Here is a 15,025-nt window from a genome sequence, read left to right on the forward strand (position 1 = left end):
GTCTGTCGATACGCGGAGGAAATCGTGGCGACAAATCCCGTCGAAGTGCTCTCTTTGCCGAAGCCCGCCTGGGCGGCGGACGAGGTCGGCATGCTCTACGACATGGCGCATCGCTTCATGTCGGAGGAGATCGCGCCGCGCTACGACGAGTTCGAGAAGAACGAGATGGTCGATCGCGAAAGCTGGCTGAAGGCAGGTTCTGCCGGCCTGCTCTGCGCTTCTATGCCGGAGGAATATGGCGGCTCCGGCGGCACCTTCGCGCATGAGAGCGCCATCATCGAGGCCATTGGCCATGTCGGCGTCGACGGGTTCGGCATCGGCCTGCACAATTCGATCGTCGCCCCTTATATCCTCCACTACGGCTCCGAGGAGCAGAAAAAGAAATGGCTGCCGAAGCTGGCGACCGGCGAGCTGATCGGCGCCATCGCCATGACCGAGCCCGGCGCCGGTTCCGATCTGCAGGGCGTCAAGACGCGGGCGCAGAAGGATGGCAACCACTACAAGATCAATGGTTCCAAGACCTTCATCACCAACGGCCAGCTTGCGAACTTCATCATCGTCGTCACCAAGACCGATCCGGAGAAGGGGGCCAAGGGAACCTCGCTGATCGTCGTCGAGACCGACGAGGTGGAAGGTTTTCAGCGCGGCCGTAACCTCGACAAGATCGGGCTCAAGGCCAACGACACGTCGGAGCTGTTCTTCAACGACATGCGCGTGCCGACCTCCAATTTGCTCGGCCACGAGGAAGGGCAGGGCTTCGTCCAGTTGATGCAGCAACTGCCGCAGGAGCGGCTGCAGATCGGCACAGGCGCCATCGCCATGATCGAGCGGGCGCTGGCGCTGACCATCGACTACGTCAAGGAGCGCAAGGCGTTCGGCAAGGCGATCATCGATTTCCAGAACACCCAGTTCAAGCTGGCCGAACTCAAGACCGAGGCCACCATCGGCCGCGTCTTCTACAATGATTGCGTCGCCCGCCACATCGCGGGCGGCCTCGATCCCGTGACAGCGTCGATGGCCAAGTACTGGCTCAGCGACCTGCAGGGAAAAGTCGTCGACGAATGCCTTCAACTGCATGGCGGCTATGGCTACATGAATGAATACCCGATCGCCCGCATGTTCCGCGACGCCCGCGTCCAGCGCATCTACGGCGGCACCAACGAGATCATGAAATTGCTGATCGGACGCTCTCTCTGAAGGCGACATCAGGCAAACCCAAGGAGCAAGCAAATGGCTGAAGCTTATGTCTATGACGCCGTGCGCACACCGCGCGGCAAGGGCAAGAAAGACGGATCGCTGCACGAGGTGCCGGCGGTGCGGCTTGCCGCCAAGACGCTCGAGGCGCTGCGCGACCGCAATGGGCTGGACACTGCAAACGTCGACGACATCATCTTCGGCTGCGTCGATCCGGTCGGCGAGGCGGGTTCGGTCATTCCGCGCGCCGCCGCCTTCGAGGCCGGCTACGACACCAAGGCGCCCGGCATGCAGATCTCACGCTTCTGCGCTTCCGGGCTCGACGCCATCAATTTCGGTGCCGCCAAGATCGCGCAGGGAGCGGACGAGATCGTCATTGCCGGCGGTGTCGAATCGATGTCGCGCGTCGGCATGGGCGCCTCGGGCGGTGCCTGGTTCATGGATCCTTCGGTCGGCCTGCCCGGCTGGTTCGTGCCGCAAGGCATCTCGGCCGACCTGATCGCCACCAAATACGGCTTCAGCAGAGACGACGTCGACGCCTATGCGGTCGAGAGCCAGAAGCGCGCCGCCAAATCCTGGGCGGATGGCCGCTTCAAGAAATCCGTCATCCCGATCAAGGACCAGAACGGCCTGACCATCCTCGACCATGACGAGCATATGCGCCCGTCGACCGACATGCAGTCGCTGGCCTCGCTCAACCCGTCCTTCGTCATGCCCGGCGAAATGGGCGGCTTCGATGCGGTCGCGGTGCAGAAGCATCCCGAAGTGGAAGAGGTCAACCACGTCCATCATGCCGGCAATTCGTCCGGCATCGTCGATGGTGCGGCGGCCGTGCTGCTCGGTTCGAAGAAGGCCGGCAAGGCGATGGGGCTGAAGCCCCGCGCGCGTATCCGCACCTTCGCCAACATCGGCTCCGAGCCGGTGCTGATGCTGACCGGTCCGGTCGACGTCACCGAGAAGCTGTTGAAGCGCGCCAAGATGAAGCTCTCGGACATCGACCTGTTCGAGCTCAACGAAGCCTTCGCTTCGGTGGTGCTGCGCTACATGCAGGCTTTCGACATTCCGCATGACAAGATCAACGTCAATGGCGGTGCCATCGCCATGGGTCATCCGCTCGGCGCCACCGGCGCGATGATCTTCGGCACGGTGCTGGACGAACTCGAGCGGCGCGATCTCAACACCGCTCTGGTGACGCTGTGCATCGGCGCCGGCATGGGCACCGCAACCATCATCGAACGCGTCTGACGGGGAGAGAAACGATGAGCTACACCAATTTCACCCTCGACACCGACGCCGACGGCATTGCGCTGGTCACCTGGGACATGCCCGGCCGTTCGATGAACGTCTTCACCGAAGAGGCGATGCGGGAATTGAACGCCATTGTCGACAAGGTGGCTGGTGACGCCGCCATCAAGGGCGCCGTGATCACCTCCGGCAAGGATACCTTCTCCGGCGGTGCCGATATCTCTTTGCTGCAGAAGATGCTGACGACCTTCGCCGCGGAAAAGGGCAAGGACGCCGAAAAGGCGACCAAGGCGCTGTTCGACAATGCCGGCATGATGACCGGCCTGTTCCGCAAGCTGGAAACTTGCGGAAAGCCGTGGGTGTCGGCGATCAACGGCACCTGCATGGGCGGCGCCTTCGAATTGTCGCTCGCCTGCCACGGCCGTGTCGCCGCCGATAGCGACAAGGTGAAGATGGCGCTTCCCGAGGTGAAGATCGGCATCTTCCCGGGCGCCGGCGGCACCCAGCGCGTGCCGCGGCTGACCGATCAGCAGCAGGCGTTGCAGATGCTGACCTCCGGCCAGACGCTGTCGCCGCAGAAGGCCAAGTCGATGGGCCTGATCCATGAGATCGCCGAGCCGGCCAGGTTGGTCGAGACCGCCAAGGCGATGATCAGGAATGGGCTGAAGCCGGTGGCGCCATGGGACGAGAAAGGTTTCAAGCTGCCCGGCGGCCAGATCTATTCGCCGGCCGGTTTCAATCTGTGGCCGCCGGCCATCGCCATCTTGCGCCGCGAGACCTATGGCAACTATCCGGCCGCCGCCGCGATCCTCAAATGCGTCTATGAAGGCCTGCTGGTGCCGTTCGACACCGCCTTGCGCATCGAGCAGCGCTATTTCACCGAGATCATGCAGACCAGGGAAGCGGCGGCGATGATCCGCTCGTTGTTTGTGTCGCTACAGGAACTGAACAAGGGCGCCCGCCGCCCGGCCGGCGTGCCCGAAACCAAGTTCAAGAAGATCGGCATTCTCGGCGCTGGCTTCATGGGCGCCGGCATCGCCTATGTCACCGCCAAGGCCGGCATCCCGGTGGTGCTGCTCGACCGTGATCTGGAGTCGGCCGCCAAGGGCAAGGCGCATTCCGACAGCCTGGTCTCGGATCAGGTCAAGAAGGGCCGCGCCAAGCCGGAGGACAAGGACAAACTGCTGTCGCTGATCACGCCGACGGCGGACTACGCCGACCTTGCCGGCTGCGATCTGGTGGTCGAGGCGGTGTTCGAGGATTCGGGCGTCAAGAAGAGCGCCACCGAACAGGCGGAAGCCGTGTTGAAGCCATCGGCGATCTTCGCGTCGAACACCTCCACCATCCCGATCTCGTCGCTGGCCAAGAATTCGGCGCGGCCGAAGAATTTCATCGGCATCCATTTCTTCTCGCCGGTCGACAAGATGATGCTGGTCGAGATCATTTTGGGCAAGAAGACCGGCGACAAGGCGCTGGCCACCGCGATCGACTTCGTTCGCGCCATCAAGAAGACGCCGATCGTCGTCAACGACACGCGCAGCTTCTACGTCAACCGCTGCGTGCTGCGCTACATGTCGGAAGCCTACAAGATGCTGATCGAAGGTGTGCCCGCGCCGATGATCGAGAACGCGGCGAAGGCAGCCGGCATGCCGGTCGGCCCCCTGGCACTGACCGACGAAACGGCCATCGACCTTGCCCAGAAGATCATGAAGCAGACCATCAGGGATTTGGGCGACAAGGCGGTCGATCCCAAGCAGATGGCGCTGATCAACACCATGGTCGACGATCACGGCCGCTTCGGCCGCAAGAATGGCAAGGGTTTTTATGATTACCCGGCAAAGCCCGCCAAGAAGAAGCTGTGGCCGGGCCTCAAGGCGCTCTATCCGCAGCTTGCGCCCGAGAAGGTCGATTATGAGGAGCTGCAGCAGCGGCTTCTGGTCACCATCGCGCTGGAAGCGGCACGGGTGATGGAAGAAGGCATCGTCACCGACCCGCGCGAGGCCGATGTCGGCTCGATCCTCGCTTTCGGCTTCGCTCCCTATACCGGCGGTGCGCTGTCCTACATCGACGGCATCGGCGCCAAGGCGTTCGTCAAGATCGCCAGAAACCTGCAGAAGAAATACGGCGCCGAGTTCAAGGCGCCCAAGCTGCTGCTCGACATGGCCGAGAAGGGTGAGAGCTTCTATCAGCGCTTCGATCCCTATGCGAAAGGCGAGACCAGGAAAGCGGCGTGAGTAAGCCTTGCACTGTGGACAAGATGGCGGTCCGGGGTTAGAACAGGGAAGGTATTTTTTCCTGTTCAAAGGAGAGCGACACATGCTCTCGCATGACCGTGTCTGGGCTGCCATTGATGCTCTTGCCGAGCGCTATTCGCTTTCGGCCTCGGGGCTGGCCAAGCGTGCGGGGCTCGATTCCACCGCCTTCAACAAGTCGAAGCGCCTGTCGTCGGATGGCCGGCCGCGCTGGCCCTCGACCGAATCACTGGCAAAGATCATGGAGGCAACGGGCGCTTCCCTCGACGAATTCACCGGTTTGATTGAAGGTCGGGCCGGGGCCAGCCATGCGGCTTCGGTCGCCCGCCGAAGCTCCGTGCCGCTGCTCGGCTTTGCCCAGGCCGGCGCCGGCGGCTTCTTCGACGATGCCGGCTTTCCAGCCGGGCAGGGCTGGGATCTGATCGAACTGCCGACGCAATCGACCGAGAGTTCCTATGCTTTGCAGGTGCAGGGCGATTCCATGCTGCCGCTCTACCGCAATGGCGACGTCCTCATCGTCGAACCGGGCGCCGTTACCCGCAAGGGCGATCGCGTCGTCGTCAAGACCACATCAGGCGAAGTGATGGCCAAGGTGCTCGAGCGCCAGACCGTCAGGTCGATTGCGCTGGTCTCGCTCAATCCCGATCATCCCGACCGCGATATTCCCATGCGCGATGTCGAATGGGTGGCGCGGATTGTCTGGGCAAGCCAATAGGTTAAGCTGGTGCGGCTTCTCCATCACGCGCTGGCGGTTCTGATGGTCCCTGTGATGGCAGCCATCGTCGTCACTGGCGGTCGCACTCTGAAAGGTAGTGAAAGCGTCATCACCGTGGACCAGCTTGATCCGGGCGCCGATGCGATGGCGCAGCAGGCTGCCGGGACGCTGCCCGAGGAGCCGGCCACATCGGCCATCGCAGCTCCGCAGCCGCCGAAGCCGGCGACGCATTCGAGGGCGATCGATCCCGAAATCGTCGCGCCGCCGGAACTGCCCGCCGACGGGCTTGAACGGATCGAGCCGCGCGAGCCGCTGAGCAAACTCGCGCTGGCCGTGCCGCCCAAGCCGAAAATGCCTGACGACTGGAACGGCACAAAGCTGTTCCAGCCGGTTGCGCCGGCCGCCGGCTTGATCGAGGCGAAGGGCTACTCGGTCGCGGTTTCCGGCATCGACATCGTCAGGCAGGACGAGATTTGCAGCGAGGACGGCAAGTCCTGGCCGTGCGGCGTCCGGGCGAGGACAGCGTTTCGCGCCTTCCTGCGCGGCCGCGCGGTGGTCTGCACGGTGCCGCCGCAGGGCGGCCGCGACCTGATCGCAGCCGAGTGCCGGATCGGCAAGCAGGATGTCGGTCAGTGGCTGGTCGAAAATGGCTGGGCGCGCGCCGCCAAGGGCGGCCCCTATGTCGAGGCCGGCGACAAGGCGCGCATGGGCAAGAAGGGCATTTTCGGATCGGCGCCCGATCTGTCGGGCATGCCGGCGATGCCGGCCGCGCCAAGCCCGGCACCTCAGGCGCCGGGTTCGATCCTGGAAGAGGTCGACGGCGTGCTCAAGCCAGCTGACCAGCCAGCGCCCGCTCAATGAGCGCACGCGTCTCGGCAACGCCATAGAGTGCTGCGAACGAGCCGAAGCGCGGGCCGCGCTCCTGGCCGATCAGCACCTGGTAGATCATCTGGAAGAAGGCGCCCGATACGCCGGGGCCGCCTTCCGGGCTCTGCTTGGAATGATCCTGATAGCGCTCGATCCTGCGTGCGACGTTGAGCGAGGCGTTCTGGATCGCTTCGCCGCTGGCGTCGGCGGGCAGCGCGCCAAGTGCTTCGTCGAGGGCTGCCAGCGCTTCGCGCTCGACCTCGTCGGCGGGCCGGAAGGTTTTCGTCGGCTTCACGAAATCGTCGAAATAGCGGATCGCATGGCCGACCAGCCGGTCGAGCTCTGGATGCGTCGCCGGCGTCACGCCTTGCGTATGACGTGAAATGAACCCCCACAGCACATCCTTGTTCTGCGCGTTGGAAGCGCTGACCAGATTGAGCAGCAGAGAGAACGGCACCGGCATGTCGATCGCTGGCGGGTTGCCGTCATGCATATGCCAGACCGGGTTGCCCAGCCGCTCCTTCCAGTCCTGGCGGGGATAGGCGGCGAGGAACGTGTAGTATTCATCCACGGCCCGCGGGATGACGTCGAAATACAGCTTCTTGGCCTGCCGCGGCCGTTGGTACATGTAGAGCCCGAGGCTTTCGGTCGGCGCATAGGTCAGCCACTCGTCGATGGTCAGCCCGTTGCCCTTCGACTTCGAGATCTTCTGGCCATTCTCGTCGAGGAACAGTTCGTAGACGAAATGCTCCGGCGCCCGTCCGCCCAGAATGTTGCAGATACGGTCGTAGACCACCGCATTGGTCTGGTGGTCCTTGCCGAACATTTCGAAATCGACGCCAAGCGCTGCCCAGCGCATGCCGAAATCCGGCTTCCACTGCAGCTTCACGCGGCCGCCGGTGATCGAAAGCGTGGTCTCGGTGCCCTCGTCGTCGAAGGTGATGGTGCCGGCTTTGGCGTCGACATGCTTCATCGGCACGTAAAGCACGCGGCCGCTCTTCGGCGAGATCGGCAGGAACGGGCTGTAGGTCGCCTGCCGCTCGGGCCCGAGCGTCGGCAGCATCACCGCCATGATCTGCTCATAGCGCTCGGCGGCGCGCTTGAGCATCGCGTCGAAACGGCCGGCCTTGTAGTATTGGGTCGCGCTGGCGAACTCGTAGTCGAAGCCGAACGTGTCGAGGAAGCGGCAGAGCATCGCATTGTTGTGGTCGGCGAAGCTCGCATAGTCGCCGCCGAAGGGGTTAGGGACCGACGACAGCGGCTTGTGCAGATGCGGCTCGAGTGCGGCGCGGTCCGGCACGCTGTCGGGTATCTTGCGCATGCCGTCCATATCGTCGGAAAAGCACAGCAGCTTGGTCGCGACCTTGTCCTGCGTCAGGACACGGAAGGCATGGCGCACCATCGAGGTGCGCGCCACCTCGCCGAACGTGCCGATATGCGGCAGGCCGGACGGCCCGTAGCCGGTCTCGAACAGGACTGTTTGCGGAAAGTCGGCGCCTTTGTAGCGCTCGATGATCTTTTTGGCTTCCTCGAACGGCCACGCCTTGCTTTCGGTCGCGGCCGCCAGCAGCTCGGGGTTGAGATCGATGATGTTTGATCCCGCCATGTCACAGTTTTCCAAATCATCTGCCGGCCCGAAGGCGGGCCGCAGCAAGGGTTTTTCAACCGGTCTCTAGGCGTGCAGCGCCGGAGCGTCAACGCGTGCGGCGCTTTTTCCTTGCGGTGCAGAATGGGCGTTCCTAACTTCGAGGCCCGGTTCAAGGAGAAAAAATTGCCGACACCTCATGAAGCCCTGATCTATCTGATGGTCATCACCTCGGCCTCCGACCGCGACATGACCGATGTTGAACTGGCGCGGATCGGCGAGGTCGTCCGCTCCTGGCCGGTGTTCGAGGACTTCAACCACGACAGGCTGGTCGGCGTTGCCCAGGACTGCCAGAAGCGCCTGCACGAAAAGGATGGGCTGGAGGGCGTGCTGGCTGAAGTCGCCGTGGTCTTGCCCGAGCGGCTGCGCGACACCGCCTATGCCGCCGCCTTCGAGGTTGCCGCCGTCGACCTCGAAATGCGCATGGAAGAGGTGCGGGTGCTGCAGCTGATCCGGCGTCAGCTCGATCTCGACACGCTGACGGTTGCTGCCATCGGCCGCGCGGCCAAGGCGCGGCTGCGTACCCTGACCTGAAAGTCCTTGGCTTTAGAAAAAACTGACGGGGAAATAGCGCAGATAAAATTCGGCGAACGTGCCTTTCATCGAAATTTCCTGCAGCGCGTAGTCGATCGCTGCGGCCAGCGCCGGATTGTCAGCCTTGGTGGCGATGGCCATGCCCGTGCCCAGATATTCGGGCGCCAGATAGGGCCCGCCGGCAAAGCGGCAGCAGCCCGCCGCGTCCGAGCCGCCCAGCCAGAAAGCCAGGCGCATGCCGTCGCCGAAGGCGGCGTCGACCTTGCCGGCCTTGAGATCGGCATACAGTTCTTCCGGCCTGTCGAAAGGGACGACCTGGACCGTGTTGAAATAGTCGCGCAGCATGCGCTCATGCGCCGAGCCTGATATCACGCCGACACGCTTGCCGTGCAATTTGTCAAAGACGGGCTCGGTCAGCGCCTTGCCCTTCGGCATGATGAAGCGCGCCGGAAACTGCAGATAGGAGCGTGAGAAGGCGTAGGTCGCGCGCGATTCCGGTGTTGCGGCGATGCCGGCGATGATCGCCTCGCCTTCGCCTTTCTGCAGTGCGCCTTCCAGCTCGGCCCAGGGCAGGGCCTGGATCTGGCATTTTTCGACAATGCCAAGCTCGGCGCAGATGGCGCGTGCCAGATCGATGTGGAAGCCGGACAGCTTTCCCGCACCGTCGAGGAAGTTGAAAGGCGGGAAGTCCGTGGTGGTGAGGAATCTCAGCCGGGGCAGCGTCGAAAGGTCTGGTTTGGGCAGCCGCTCCTTGGCATCCCACAGCACCGGAACCTGAGGCGCCGCGGCGCGCGCACCGTCGGCGAACGACAGCAACCCGATCAGCATCGCAAAGGCGAAGGACCTCCACCGGAACGCCAAGATAAAACTCCGCCACAGTCGTGCTCGCACCGGTTTTGGTACGAAAATGGTACAGGCACAATGGTTTTTGATTTCAACACGCCGATTTCAGGATATGATTTAGCCGGTTTGCAAATCAGCTTCGGTCGCCTCGGTGAGAGGGAGCCACAAAATAAGTATGCGATTTGCAATCCGTGGTCGGTGGCGAAGTGTAAATCAGGCACGCATCATTGGCCGCAATGCACAAGGCAACATGGGGTTGATGTTGCGATGGGTCAGTTCGATCGCACGCTGGAATACATAGACCAACTGCAGCACGCCGCAACGGCGGCGGCGGTCTGCGAAAGGCTGCTGGGCATAACATCGGATTTCGGTCTCACCGCACTGATGGCGGGAACCGTCCCGCAGCCAGGCACGCCGGCCGGCCAGCAAAAGCAGCATGTGCTTCTCTGCGATTGGCCTGGCGAGTGGCTGGAGCGCTATGTCGCGCGCAACTATGTCGATCATGACCCGGTCGTCAGTCATATGAAACAGTTGCAGGCGCCCTTCCAGTGGCACGAAGCGTCCCAAGGCATCCGCATAGACAAGAGCAGCGGCGAGGTGATGGGCGATGCCGGCGCCTTCAAACTGCGCGATGGGTTGGCCTTTCCGCTGATCACGCTCGACGGCCAGATCGTCATGGTGTCGCTGGGCGGCGAGGCCGTGGAATTGTCCGCCGCCGAATTCGGCCAGGTGTCGCTGGTCTCGACCTACGCGGTTGGCCGCGCCATGCAACTCCACACCATGGCGAACAGGACCATCGATCATATCGTGCTGACGCCGCGCGAGCGCGAATGCCTGCAATGGGCCGCCGTCGGCAAGTCCGAATGGGAGATTTCGCAAATCCTCGGCATTTCCGAACACACCTCGGAGAAACATCTTCTTAACGCCAAAAGCAAACTAGGTGCCGTCAACAGGGTGCAGGCCGTCGCGGAAGCGATACGGCGCGGCTACATTAGTTAGGTCGGCCGTGCCGACCTGAAATCCTTGCCTACGCGATCACGCAATTTTCTCATCAAAGCACGGCCGTATCTTCCTCTGAACGCAGGAGACGGCGGAATGCTTTTTTCCCTTACAACCCAGGAATTGATGGAACGTCCCGACCTTTGGGAGGCCGTCCATCGTTTGCGCTACAAGATATTCGTCGAGGAGATGGGGTGGGATGACCTCAGACGCCCCGACGGGCTCGAACTCGACCAGTTCGATCACGACGAGGCGGTCCATCAGATCGTCATCAGGGGCGGTGAAGTGGCGGGTTATCAGAGGATGTTGCCGACGACGCGGCCACATCTGCTGACCGAGGTCTTGACCGATCTTTCCGAAGGAACGCCGCCATCGGGTCCAAACATCTGGGAATTGACCCGCTACGCGGTGGCTCCCGGTTTTCGCGATGGCCGTCGCGGCGTTTCGACCGTCGGCACCGAACTGATTGCCGGTTTCGTCGAGTGGGGGCTGAAGCGCGGCGTCGACAAGGTGATCATCGAGTTCGAGCCGATGTGGGTGCTGCGCGCCTTGCAACTGCATTTCCTGGCGACCCCGCTTGGCTATCAGCGCACCTATGGCAACCAGCAGGTGGTCGCCACCTTACTGACCTTCAACGAGCACACACTCGATGTGGTGCGGTCGCGCCGCAATCATTTTGCTCCCGTGCTGGCCAGGGGATATCCCGACATGCTCGGGCAAAGGCGTGCGTCATGAGATCGGAGACAGTCATGAGCACACATCCGCAACCTGAACTTCGCAACCACACGCTGGTGGTCACCGTGTCGTCGAGTGACGGCCGGCCGGTGCTGGACAGGAGGGCCTATGAAAGCCTGGCAAGGACCTTCCATGAAGCAGCCGACAATGAGGAGGTTCGCGTCGTCGTCTTGCGCGGCCTGGCAGGCTGTTTCTGTCTGGGCGGCGACTTCTCCGAATTCCTCGACGCCACCAAGCACCAGAAACTGATCGCCGCCGTCACCGACCTGTTCCGCACGCTGGCGACGTTTCCAAAGCCCATCCTTGCCTGCGTCGATGGCGATGCCGTCGGTGTCGGCTGCACCATCCTGTTCCATTGCGACATGGTGATCGCGTCCGATGAGAGCACGTTCAGGGTACCGTTCGTCGATTTCGGCCTGGTGCCGGATGCGGCGACCAGCATCCTGGCGCCGCAGAAGCTCGGCTACGCCGGTGCCTTCCGCTTCTTCTGCCTCGGCGACACGCTTCGCGCCGAGGATGCCAGGGCGCTCGGCCTGGTCGCGGAGATCGTGCCGGGAGGCACCGTCGAGGAGGCGGCCCTTGGTCGGGCAAGACAGCTCGTCAAGAAGCCGGTCGCCGCCCTGCTGCAGACGCGCGGCCTGCTGAAGGGGAACACCGAGGCCCTCTGCGACCGCATCGATCAGGAGATCTCGCTTTTCCAGCAGGCGCTGCAGGATGATACGACGCTGCGGCGATTGCAGCGTATCGCCAGGCTGGCGGCTTAAGCATCATGATTGCGTCGCGCGGTTCCTGCCGCGCGACGCAAAAAAGCGTCAATCCTGTTTTCCCAGGAATGACGGCCCTTCGCCGACGATCTTTTTGTCTTCCTTGCCGATGATTTCGAGATCGCGCCCCTCATAGGGCAGAGACAACAGGATGCGCCGCATGACCGCCAGCCGCGCGCGCCGTTTGTCATTGGCCCGTACGATGATCCACGGCGCGAATTCCTTGTGGGTGCGCTCGAACATTGTGTCGCGCACCTTGGTGTAGTCGTCCCACTTGGTGATGCCCGCAACGTCGATGGGCGAAAACTTCCAGCTCTTCAGCGGGCTGTAGCGGCGGTCGTGGAAGCGCTCGAGCTGCGTTTCCCGGCCGATGTTCAGCCAGAATTTGAAGAAGTGAATCCCCTCGTTGGAGATCATCCGCTCGAAATGCGGCGTCTCGTCGAGAAACTGCTCGTGCTGCTGCGGCGTGCAGAAACCCATCACCGGCTCGACGCCGGCGCGATTGTACCAGGAGCGGTCGAAGGTGACGAATTCGCCTGAAGTCGGGAAATGGTCGACATAGCGCTGGTAGTACCATTGCCCCAGTTCGGTCGGGGTCGGTTTGGTCAGCGCCACGTTGCGTGCGGTGCGCGGATTGAGGTACTGGCGCACCACGAAGATCGTGCCGCCCTTGCCGGCGGCGTCGCGGCCCTCGAACAGCGCCATCACCCGTTTGCCGGTCGACTGCAGCCAGGCCTGCGCCTTGACCAACTCGATCTGCAGCTTCTCGAGCGTTTCGTCATACTCATCGCTTTTCATCTTCTTGTCGTAGGGATAGCCGCCGGCAGTCAGCTTGTTGTCCTCGACCCAGTCGGGAAGCACGGGGTTTTCGATATCGAACTCCCGCTCCTTGCCGCCGATCCTGATCTTCAGCGGCCCCGAAGTTGGCGCGGCGGGACTTTCCTTGGCTTTTTTCATCGAGACGAACCCTTTCCAGCTTCGGGACTCATGCTATGGGGAGCCTCCGGAACGGTCTAGTGGAAGTTTTTCCGCCACCGTGGACCGGGTGCGAAGGCATGGGGTGCGGGCCCGCGGGCAGATGGCTGACCTGGACACAGAGCAGAGAGGCATCGCGCAAACCATGGCCGCACGGCTGTGGAACAGCCGCTGGCTGCTTGCGGCCGGCGTTGTCGCGGTCGTCGCCGTTTATGCCTTGGCCGGGATTTCAGCCTATGTCGTCCTCGCGGCGCTGCTGTTGCTATTTGCAGCGGCAATACTGCCGGCCGCCGGCGCGCGCCAATCCACCGGCAGCGGCGCTGCCATCGAGGCCATCGGCCTGCAGCGGCTCTCGGGTGAATATCTGGCCGCCGCCGTCGCCGATCCGCTGATCATCTTCGACCGGGCTGCCACCATCGTCCATGCCAACGCCGCCGCCTTCGCCGCTTTCGGCGGCATCGCGCCAGGCATGTCGCTGTCGCTGAAATTCCGGGCGCCGGAAATGCAGGCTCTGCTGGATGGCGTGCTATCGGGCGACGTCGCCTCCGATGTCGTCGACTACATGGAGAAGCTGCCGGTCGAACGGGCTTACCGGGTGAGCGTGTCCTCGGTCGGTCATGCCACCGATCTCTATGTGCTGGTGTTCAAGGACCAGAGCGAAGCACGCAGGATCGACCGCATGCGCGCCGACTTCATCGCCAATGCCAGCCACGAACTGCGCACCCCGCTTGCCTCCATCGCCGGCTTTATCGAAACGCTGCGCGGGCCAGCCCGCAACGACGCGGCGGCGCGCGACCAGTTTCTGCAGATCATGCAGAGCCAGACCGGCCGCATGGCGCGTCTGATCGACGATTTGTTGTCGCTGTCGCGGCTCGAGATGAAACCCTATCTGAAGCCGGGAACCGAGGTGGACCTGCGCCAGACCGTCGACAGCGTCATCGATTCGCTCGGACCGCTGGCCAGCGAAAACGCCGTTGCCATCGAGCGGCGCTACGCCGATGGACCGCTTCATGTGCCTGGCGATCGCGATGAGCTTTTCCAGGTTTTCGAGAACCTCCTGGAAAACGCCTGCAAATACGGGCAGTCGGGTGGGCGCGTGGTTGTATCCATAGCGCATAGCGATGCCGGATCAGAGCCGGGCATCGACGTGACGATCAGGGACTTTGGCCCTGGCATTCCCGAGGAGCACATTCCGCGCATTACCGAGCGCTTCTACCGCGTCGATGTCGAGACCAGCCGGACCCAGAAAGGCACCGGCCTCGGCCTGTCGATCGTCAAGCATATACTGACGCGCCACAACGCCCGGCTTTCGATCAAGTCCGAAGTCGGCAACGGCGCGGCATTCTCGGTTCATTTGCCGGCGCACTGATACCGCCCTAATTCAAGGGGACTGTTTCTTTTTTCTGTCATCCGGCTAGCGTATCAGCGGGGATTCGAGGAAACGACTCAAAATCAAAACACCCCGTGGGAAGGCATTTTGCCATGCAGTCCGTGCACATCGTCAGCGCTTATGACGAAGAGTTGAAATATCTGTCGAAGCGCATCGCCGCGATGGGTGGCCATGCCGAGCGCATGGTCGAACAGGCGGTCACCGCTCTCGTCAATGCCGACCCGGGCCTTGCCCAGAAGGTCATCCGCGACGATACCGTACTGGACGAGGGCCAGCGCGAAATCGACGACAAGGCGATCATCATCATTGCAAAGCGTCAGCCGATGGCGGCGGATTTGCGCGAGATCGTCGGGACCATCCGCATCTCCGCCGACCTCGAACGGGTTGGCGATCTCGCCAAGAACGTTGCCAAGCGGGTTGTCGCCGTCACCGACGGACGCCAGCCGACCAGCCTGTTCCGCGGCCTCGAGGCTCTGTCCAACCTGGCATTGACCCAGCTCAAGGAAGTGCTCGACGTCTACGCGTCCCGTTCGGTGGAGAAGATCGGCTTCGTGCGCGATCGTGACGACCAGATCGACGCCATGTACACATCGCTGTTTCGCGAATTGCTGACCTACATGATGGAAGATCCGCGCAACATCACGCCCTGCACGCATCTGCTGTTTTGCGCCAAGAACATCGAGCGTATCGGTGATCACGCCACCAACATAGCCGAGACCATCTACTACATCGTCACCGGCGATCAGTTGCCGGCTGAGCGGCCCAAGGGCGACAAGACCGACAAAATCAGCCTTTCCGAGACGCAGCCGGTGAAGTGAACGCCGCCTCTCGAACCCTCACCCGATTTACGATAAGCTTTCCGGGCCT

The 15,025-nt window shown here is 62.6% G+C and carries 14 protein-coding genes; 11 read left to right on the forward strand and 3 right to left on the reverse strand.

What is annotated here, in order from left to right:
* The first annotated feature begins 24 nt into the window (after positions 1-24).
* The 5 genes from LB519_RS02805 to LB519_RS02825 all read left to right on the forward strand — a co-directional run bounded on the left by LB519_RS02805 (position 25) and on the right by LB519_RS02825 (position 6,267).
* Positions 25-1,197 (forward strand): acyl-CoA dehydrogenase family protein, encoded by a 1,173-nt coding sequence (locus LB519_RS02805; protein ID WP_224618589.1) that lies wholly within the window; start codon positions 25-27, stop codon positions 1,195-1,197.
* 33 nt (positions 1,198-1,230) lie between these two features.
* Positions 1,231-2,439: an acetyl-CoA C-acetyltransferase gene (locus LB519_RS02810; RefSeq protein WP_027161729.1), complete on the forward strand. Its 1,209-nt coding sequence runs from the start codon at positions 1,231-1,233 to the stop codon at positions 2,437-2,439.
* A gap of 14 nt (positions 2,440-2,453) precedes the next feature.
* A complete protein-coding gene (locus LB519_RS02815) occupies positions 2,454-4,673 on the forward strand; it encodes a 3-hydroxyacyl-CoA dehydrogenase NAD-binding domain-containing protein (protein WP_224618590.1) in 2,220 nt (739 codons plus the stop codon).
* An 82-nt stretch (positions 4,674-4,755) separates the two neighbouring features.
* Positions 4,756-5,406, forward strand: coding sequence for a helix-turn-helix transcriptional regulator (locus LB519_RS02820; RefSeq protein WP_013533656.1), 651 nt, complete (start codon positions 4,756-4,758; stop codon positions 5,404-5,406).
* 9 nt (positions 5,407-5,415) lie between these two features.
* Positions 5,416-6,267, forward strand: a complete 852-nt coding sequence (locus LB519_RS02825; protein WP_411909229.1) for a thermonuclease family protein — start codon at positions 5,416-5,418, stop codon at positions 6,265-6,267.
* Here the strand turns inward: LB519_RS02825 and LB519_RS02830 are convergent.
* Complete coding sequence (locus LB519_RS02830; protein WP_063170009.1) at positions 6,233-7,879, reverse strand: lysine--tRNA ligase; 1,647 nt, start codon at positions 7,877-7,879, stop codon at positions 6,233-6,235. The genes LB519_RS02825 and LB519_RS02830 overlap by 35 nt on opposite strands.
* 123 nt (positions 7,880-8,002) lie before the next feature.
* On the opposite strand from LB519_RS02830, the gene LB519_RS02835 reads away from it, so the two are divergent.
* Entirely contained in the window at positions 8,003-8,452 is a 450-nt protein-coding gene (locus LB519_RS02835) for a tellurite resistance TerB family protein (protein WP_224618591.1), read from the forward strand.
* Positions 8,453-8,464: 12 nt separating this feature from the next.
* On the opposite strand, the gene LB519_RS02840 is transcribed toward LB519_RS02835, so the two are convergent.
* Positions 8,465-9,313 (reverse strand): transporter substrate-binding domain-containing protein, encoded by an 849-nt coding sequence (locus LB519_RS02840; RefSeq protein ID WP_064995699.1) that lies wholly within the window; start codon positions 9,311-9,313, stop codon positions 8,465-8,467.
* Positions 9,314-9,562: 249 nt separating this feature from the next.
* Here LB519_RS02840 and LB519_RS02845 point away from each other — a divergent pair, with 249 nt between their 5' ends.
* The 3 genes from LB519_RS02845 (at position 9,563) to LB519_RS02855 (ending at position 11,793) form a co-directional block, all read left to right on the forward strand.
* Positions 9,563-10,294, forward strand: a complete 732-nt coding sequence (locus LB519_RS02845) for a helix-turn-helix transcriptional regulator (protein WP_013533651.1) — start codon at positions 9,563-9,565, stop codon at positions 10,292-10,294.
* Between the two features lie 96 nt (positions 10,295-10,390).
* Positions 10,391-11,029 carry an acyl-homoserine-lactone synthase gene (locus LB519_RS02850; protein WP_013533650.1) on the forward strand — a complete coding sequence of 213 codons (639 nt, stop codon included), beginning with the start codon at positions 10,391-10,393 and terminating at the stop codon, positions 11,027-11,029.
* 14 nt (positions 11,030-11,043) lie between these two features.
* Positions 11,044-11,793 (forward strand): enoyl-CoA hydratase-related protein, encoded by a 750-nt coding sequence (locus tag LB519_RS02855; RefSeq protein WP_013533649.1) that lies wholly within the window; start codon positions 11,044-11,046, stop codon positions 11,791-11,793.
* 48 nt (positions 11,794-11,841) lie between these two features.
* Here the strand turns inward: LB519_RS02855 and ppk2 are convergent, their stop codons facing one another.
* Positions 11,842-12,750 (reverse strand): polyphosphate kinase 2, encoded by a 909-nt coding sequence (ppk2, locus tag LB519_RS02860; protein WP_224618593.1) that lies wholly within the window; start codon positions 12,748-12,750, stop codon positions 11,842-11,844.
* A gap of 121 nt (positions 12,751-12,871) precedes the next feature.
* Here ppk2 and LB519_RS02865 point away from each other — a divergent pair, with 121 nt between their 5' ends.
* On the forward strand, positions 12,872-14,137 hold the full coding sequence (locus tag LB519_RS02865) for a sensor histidine kinase (RefSeq protein WP_224618595.1): 1,266 nt from the start codon (positions 12,872-12,874) through the stop codon (positions 14,135-14,137).
* 113 nt (positions 14,138-14,250) lie between these two features.
* The gene (phoU, locus tag LB519_RS02870) at positions 14,251-14,976 is read left to right on the forward strand and encodes a phosphate signaling complex protein PhoU (protein WP_013533646.1); all 726 of its coding nucleotides are present in this window, start codon (positions 14,251-14,253) and stop codon (positions 14,974-14,976) included.
* Positions 14,977-15,025 lie beyond the last annotated feature (49 nt).

The organism is Mesorhizobium sp. AD1-1 (assembly GCF_020164655.1).
Classification (GTDB): Bacteria; Pseudomonadota; Alphaproteobacteria; order Rhizobiales; family Rhizobiaceae; genus Mesorhizobium; species Mesorhizobium ciceri.

Excerpts from the sequence above, each read along its gene's own strand:
- LB519_RS02810 (WP_027161729.1), top strand. The coding sequence starts at position 1,231 with ATGGCTGAAGCTTATGTCTATGACGCCGTGCGCACACCGCGCGGCAAG.
- LB519_RS02815 (WP_224618590.1), top strand. The coding sequence starts at position 2,454 with ATGAGCTACACCAATTTCACCCTCGACACCGACGCCGACGGCATTGCG.
- LB519_RS02820 (WP_013533656.1), top strand. The coding sequence starts at position 4,756 with ATGCTCTCGCATGACCGTGTCTGGGCTGCCATTGATGCTCTTGCCGAG.
- LB519_RS02830 (WP_063170009.1), bottom strand. The coding sequence starts at position 7,879 with ATGGCGGGATCAAACATCATCGATCTCAACCCCGAGCTGCTGGCGGCC.
- LB519_RS02835 (WP_224618591.1), top strand. The coding sequence starts at position 8,003 with ATGGGCGTTCCTAACTTCGAGGCCCGGTTCAAGGAGAAAAAATTGCCG.
- LB519_RS02845 (WP_013533651.1), top strand. The coding sequence starts at position 9,563 with ATGGGTCAGTTCGATCGCACGCTGGAATACATAGACCAACTGCAGCAC.
- LB519_RS02850 (WP_013533650.1), top strand. The coding sequence starts at position 10,391 with ATGCTTTTTTCCCTTACAACCCAGGAATTGATGGAACGTCCCGACCTT.
- LB519_RS02855 (WP_013533649.1), top strand. The coding sequence starts at position 11,044 with ATGAGCACACATCCGCAACCTGAACTTCGCAACCACACGCTGGTGGTC.
- ppk2 (WP_224618593.1), bottom strand. The coding sequence starts at position 12,750 with ATGAAAAAAGCCAAGGAAAGTCCCGCCGCGCCAACTTCGGGGCCGCTG.
- LB519_RS02865 (WP_224618595.1), top strand. The coding sequence starts at position 12,872 with ATGGCTGACCTGGACACAGAGCAGAGAGGCATCGCGCAAACCATGGCC.
- phoU (WP_013533646.1), top strand. The coding sequence starts at position 14,251 with ATGCAGTCCGTGCACATCGTCAGCGCTTATGACGAAGAGTTGAAATAT.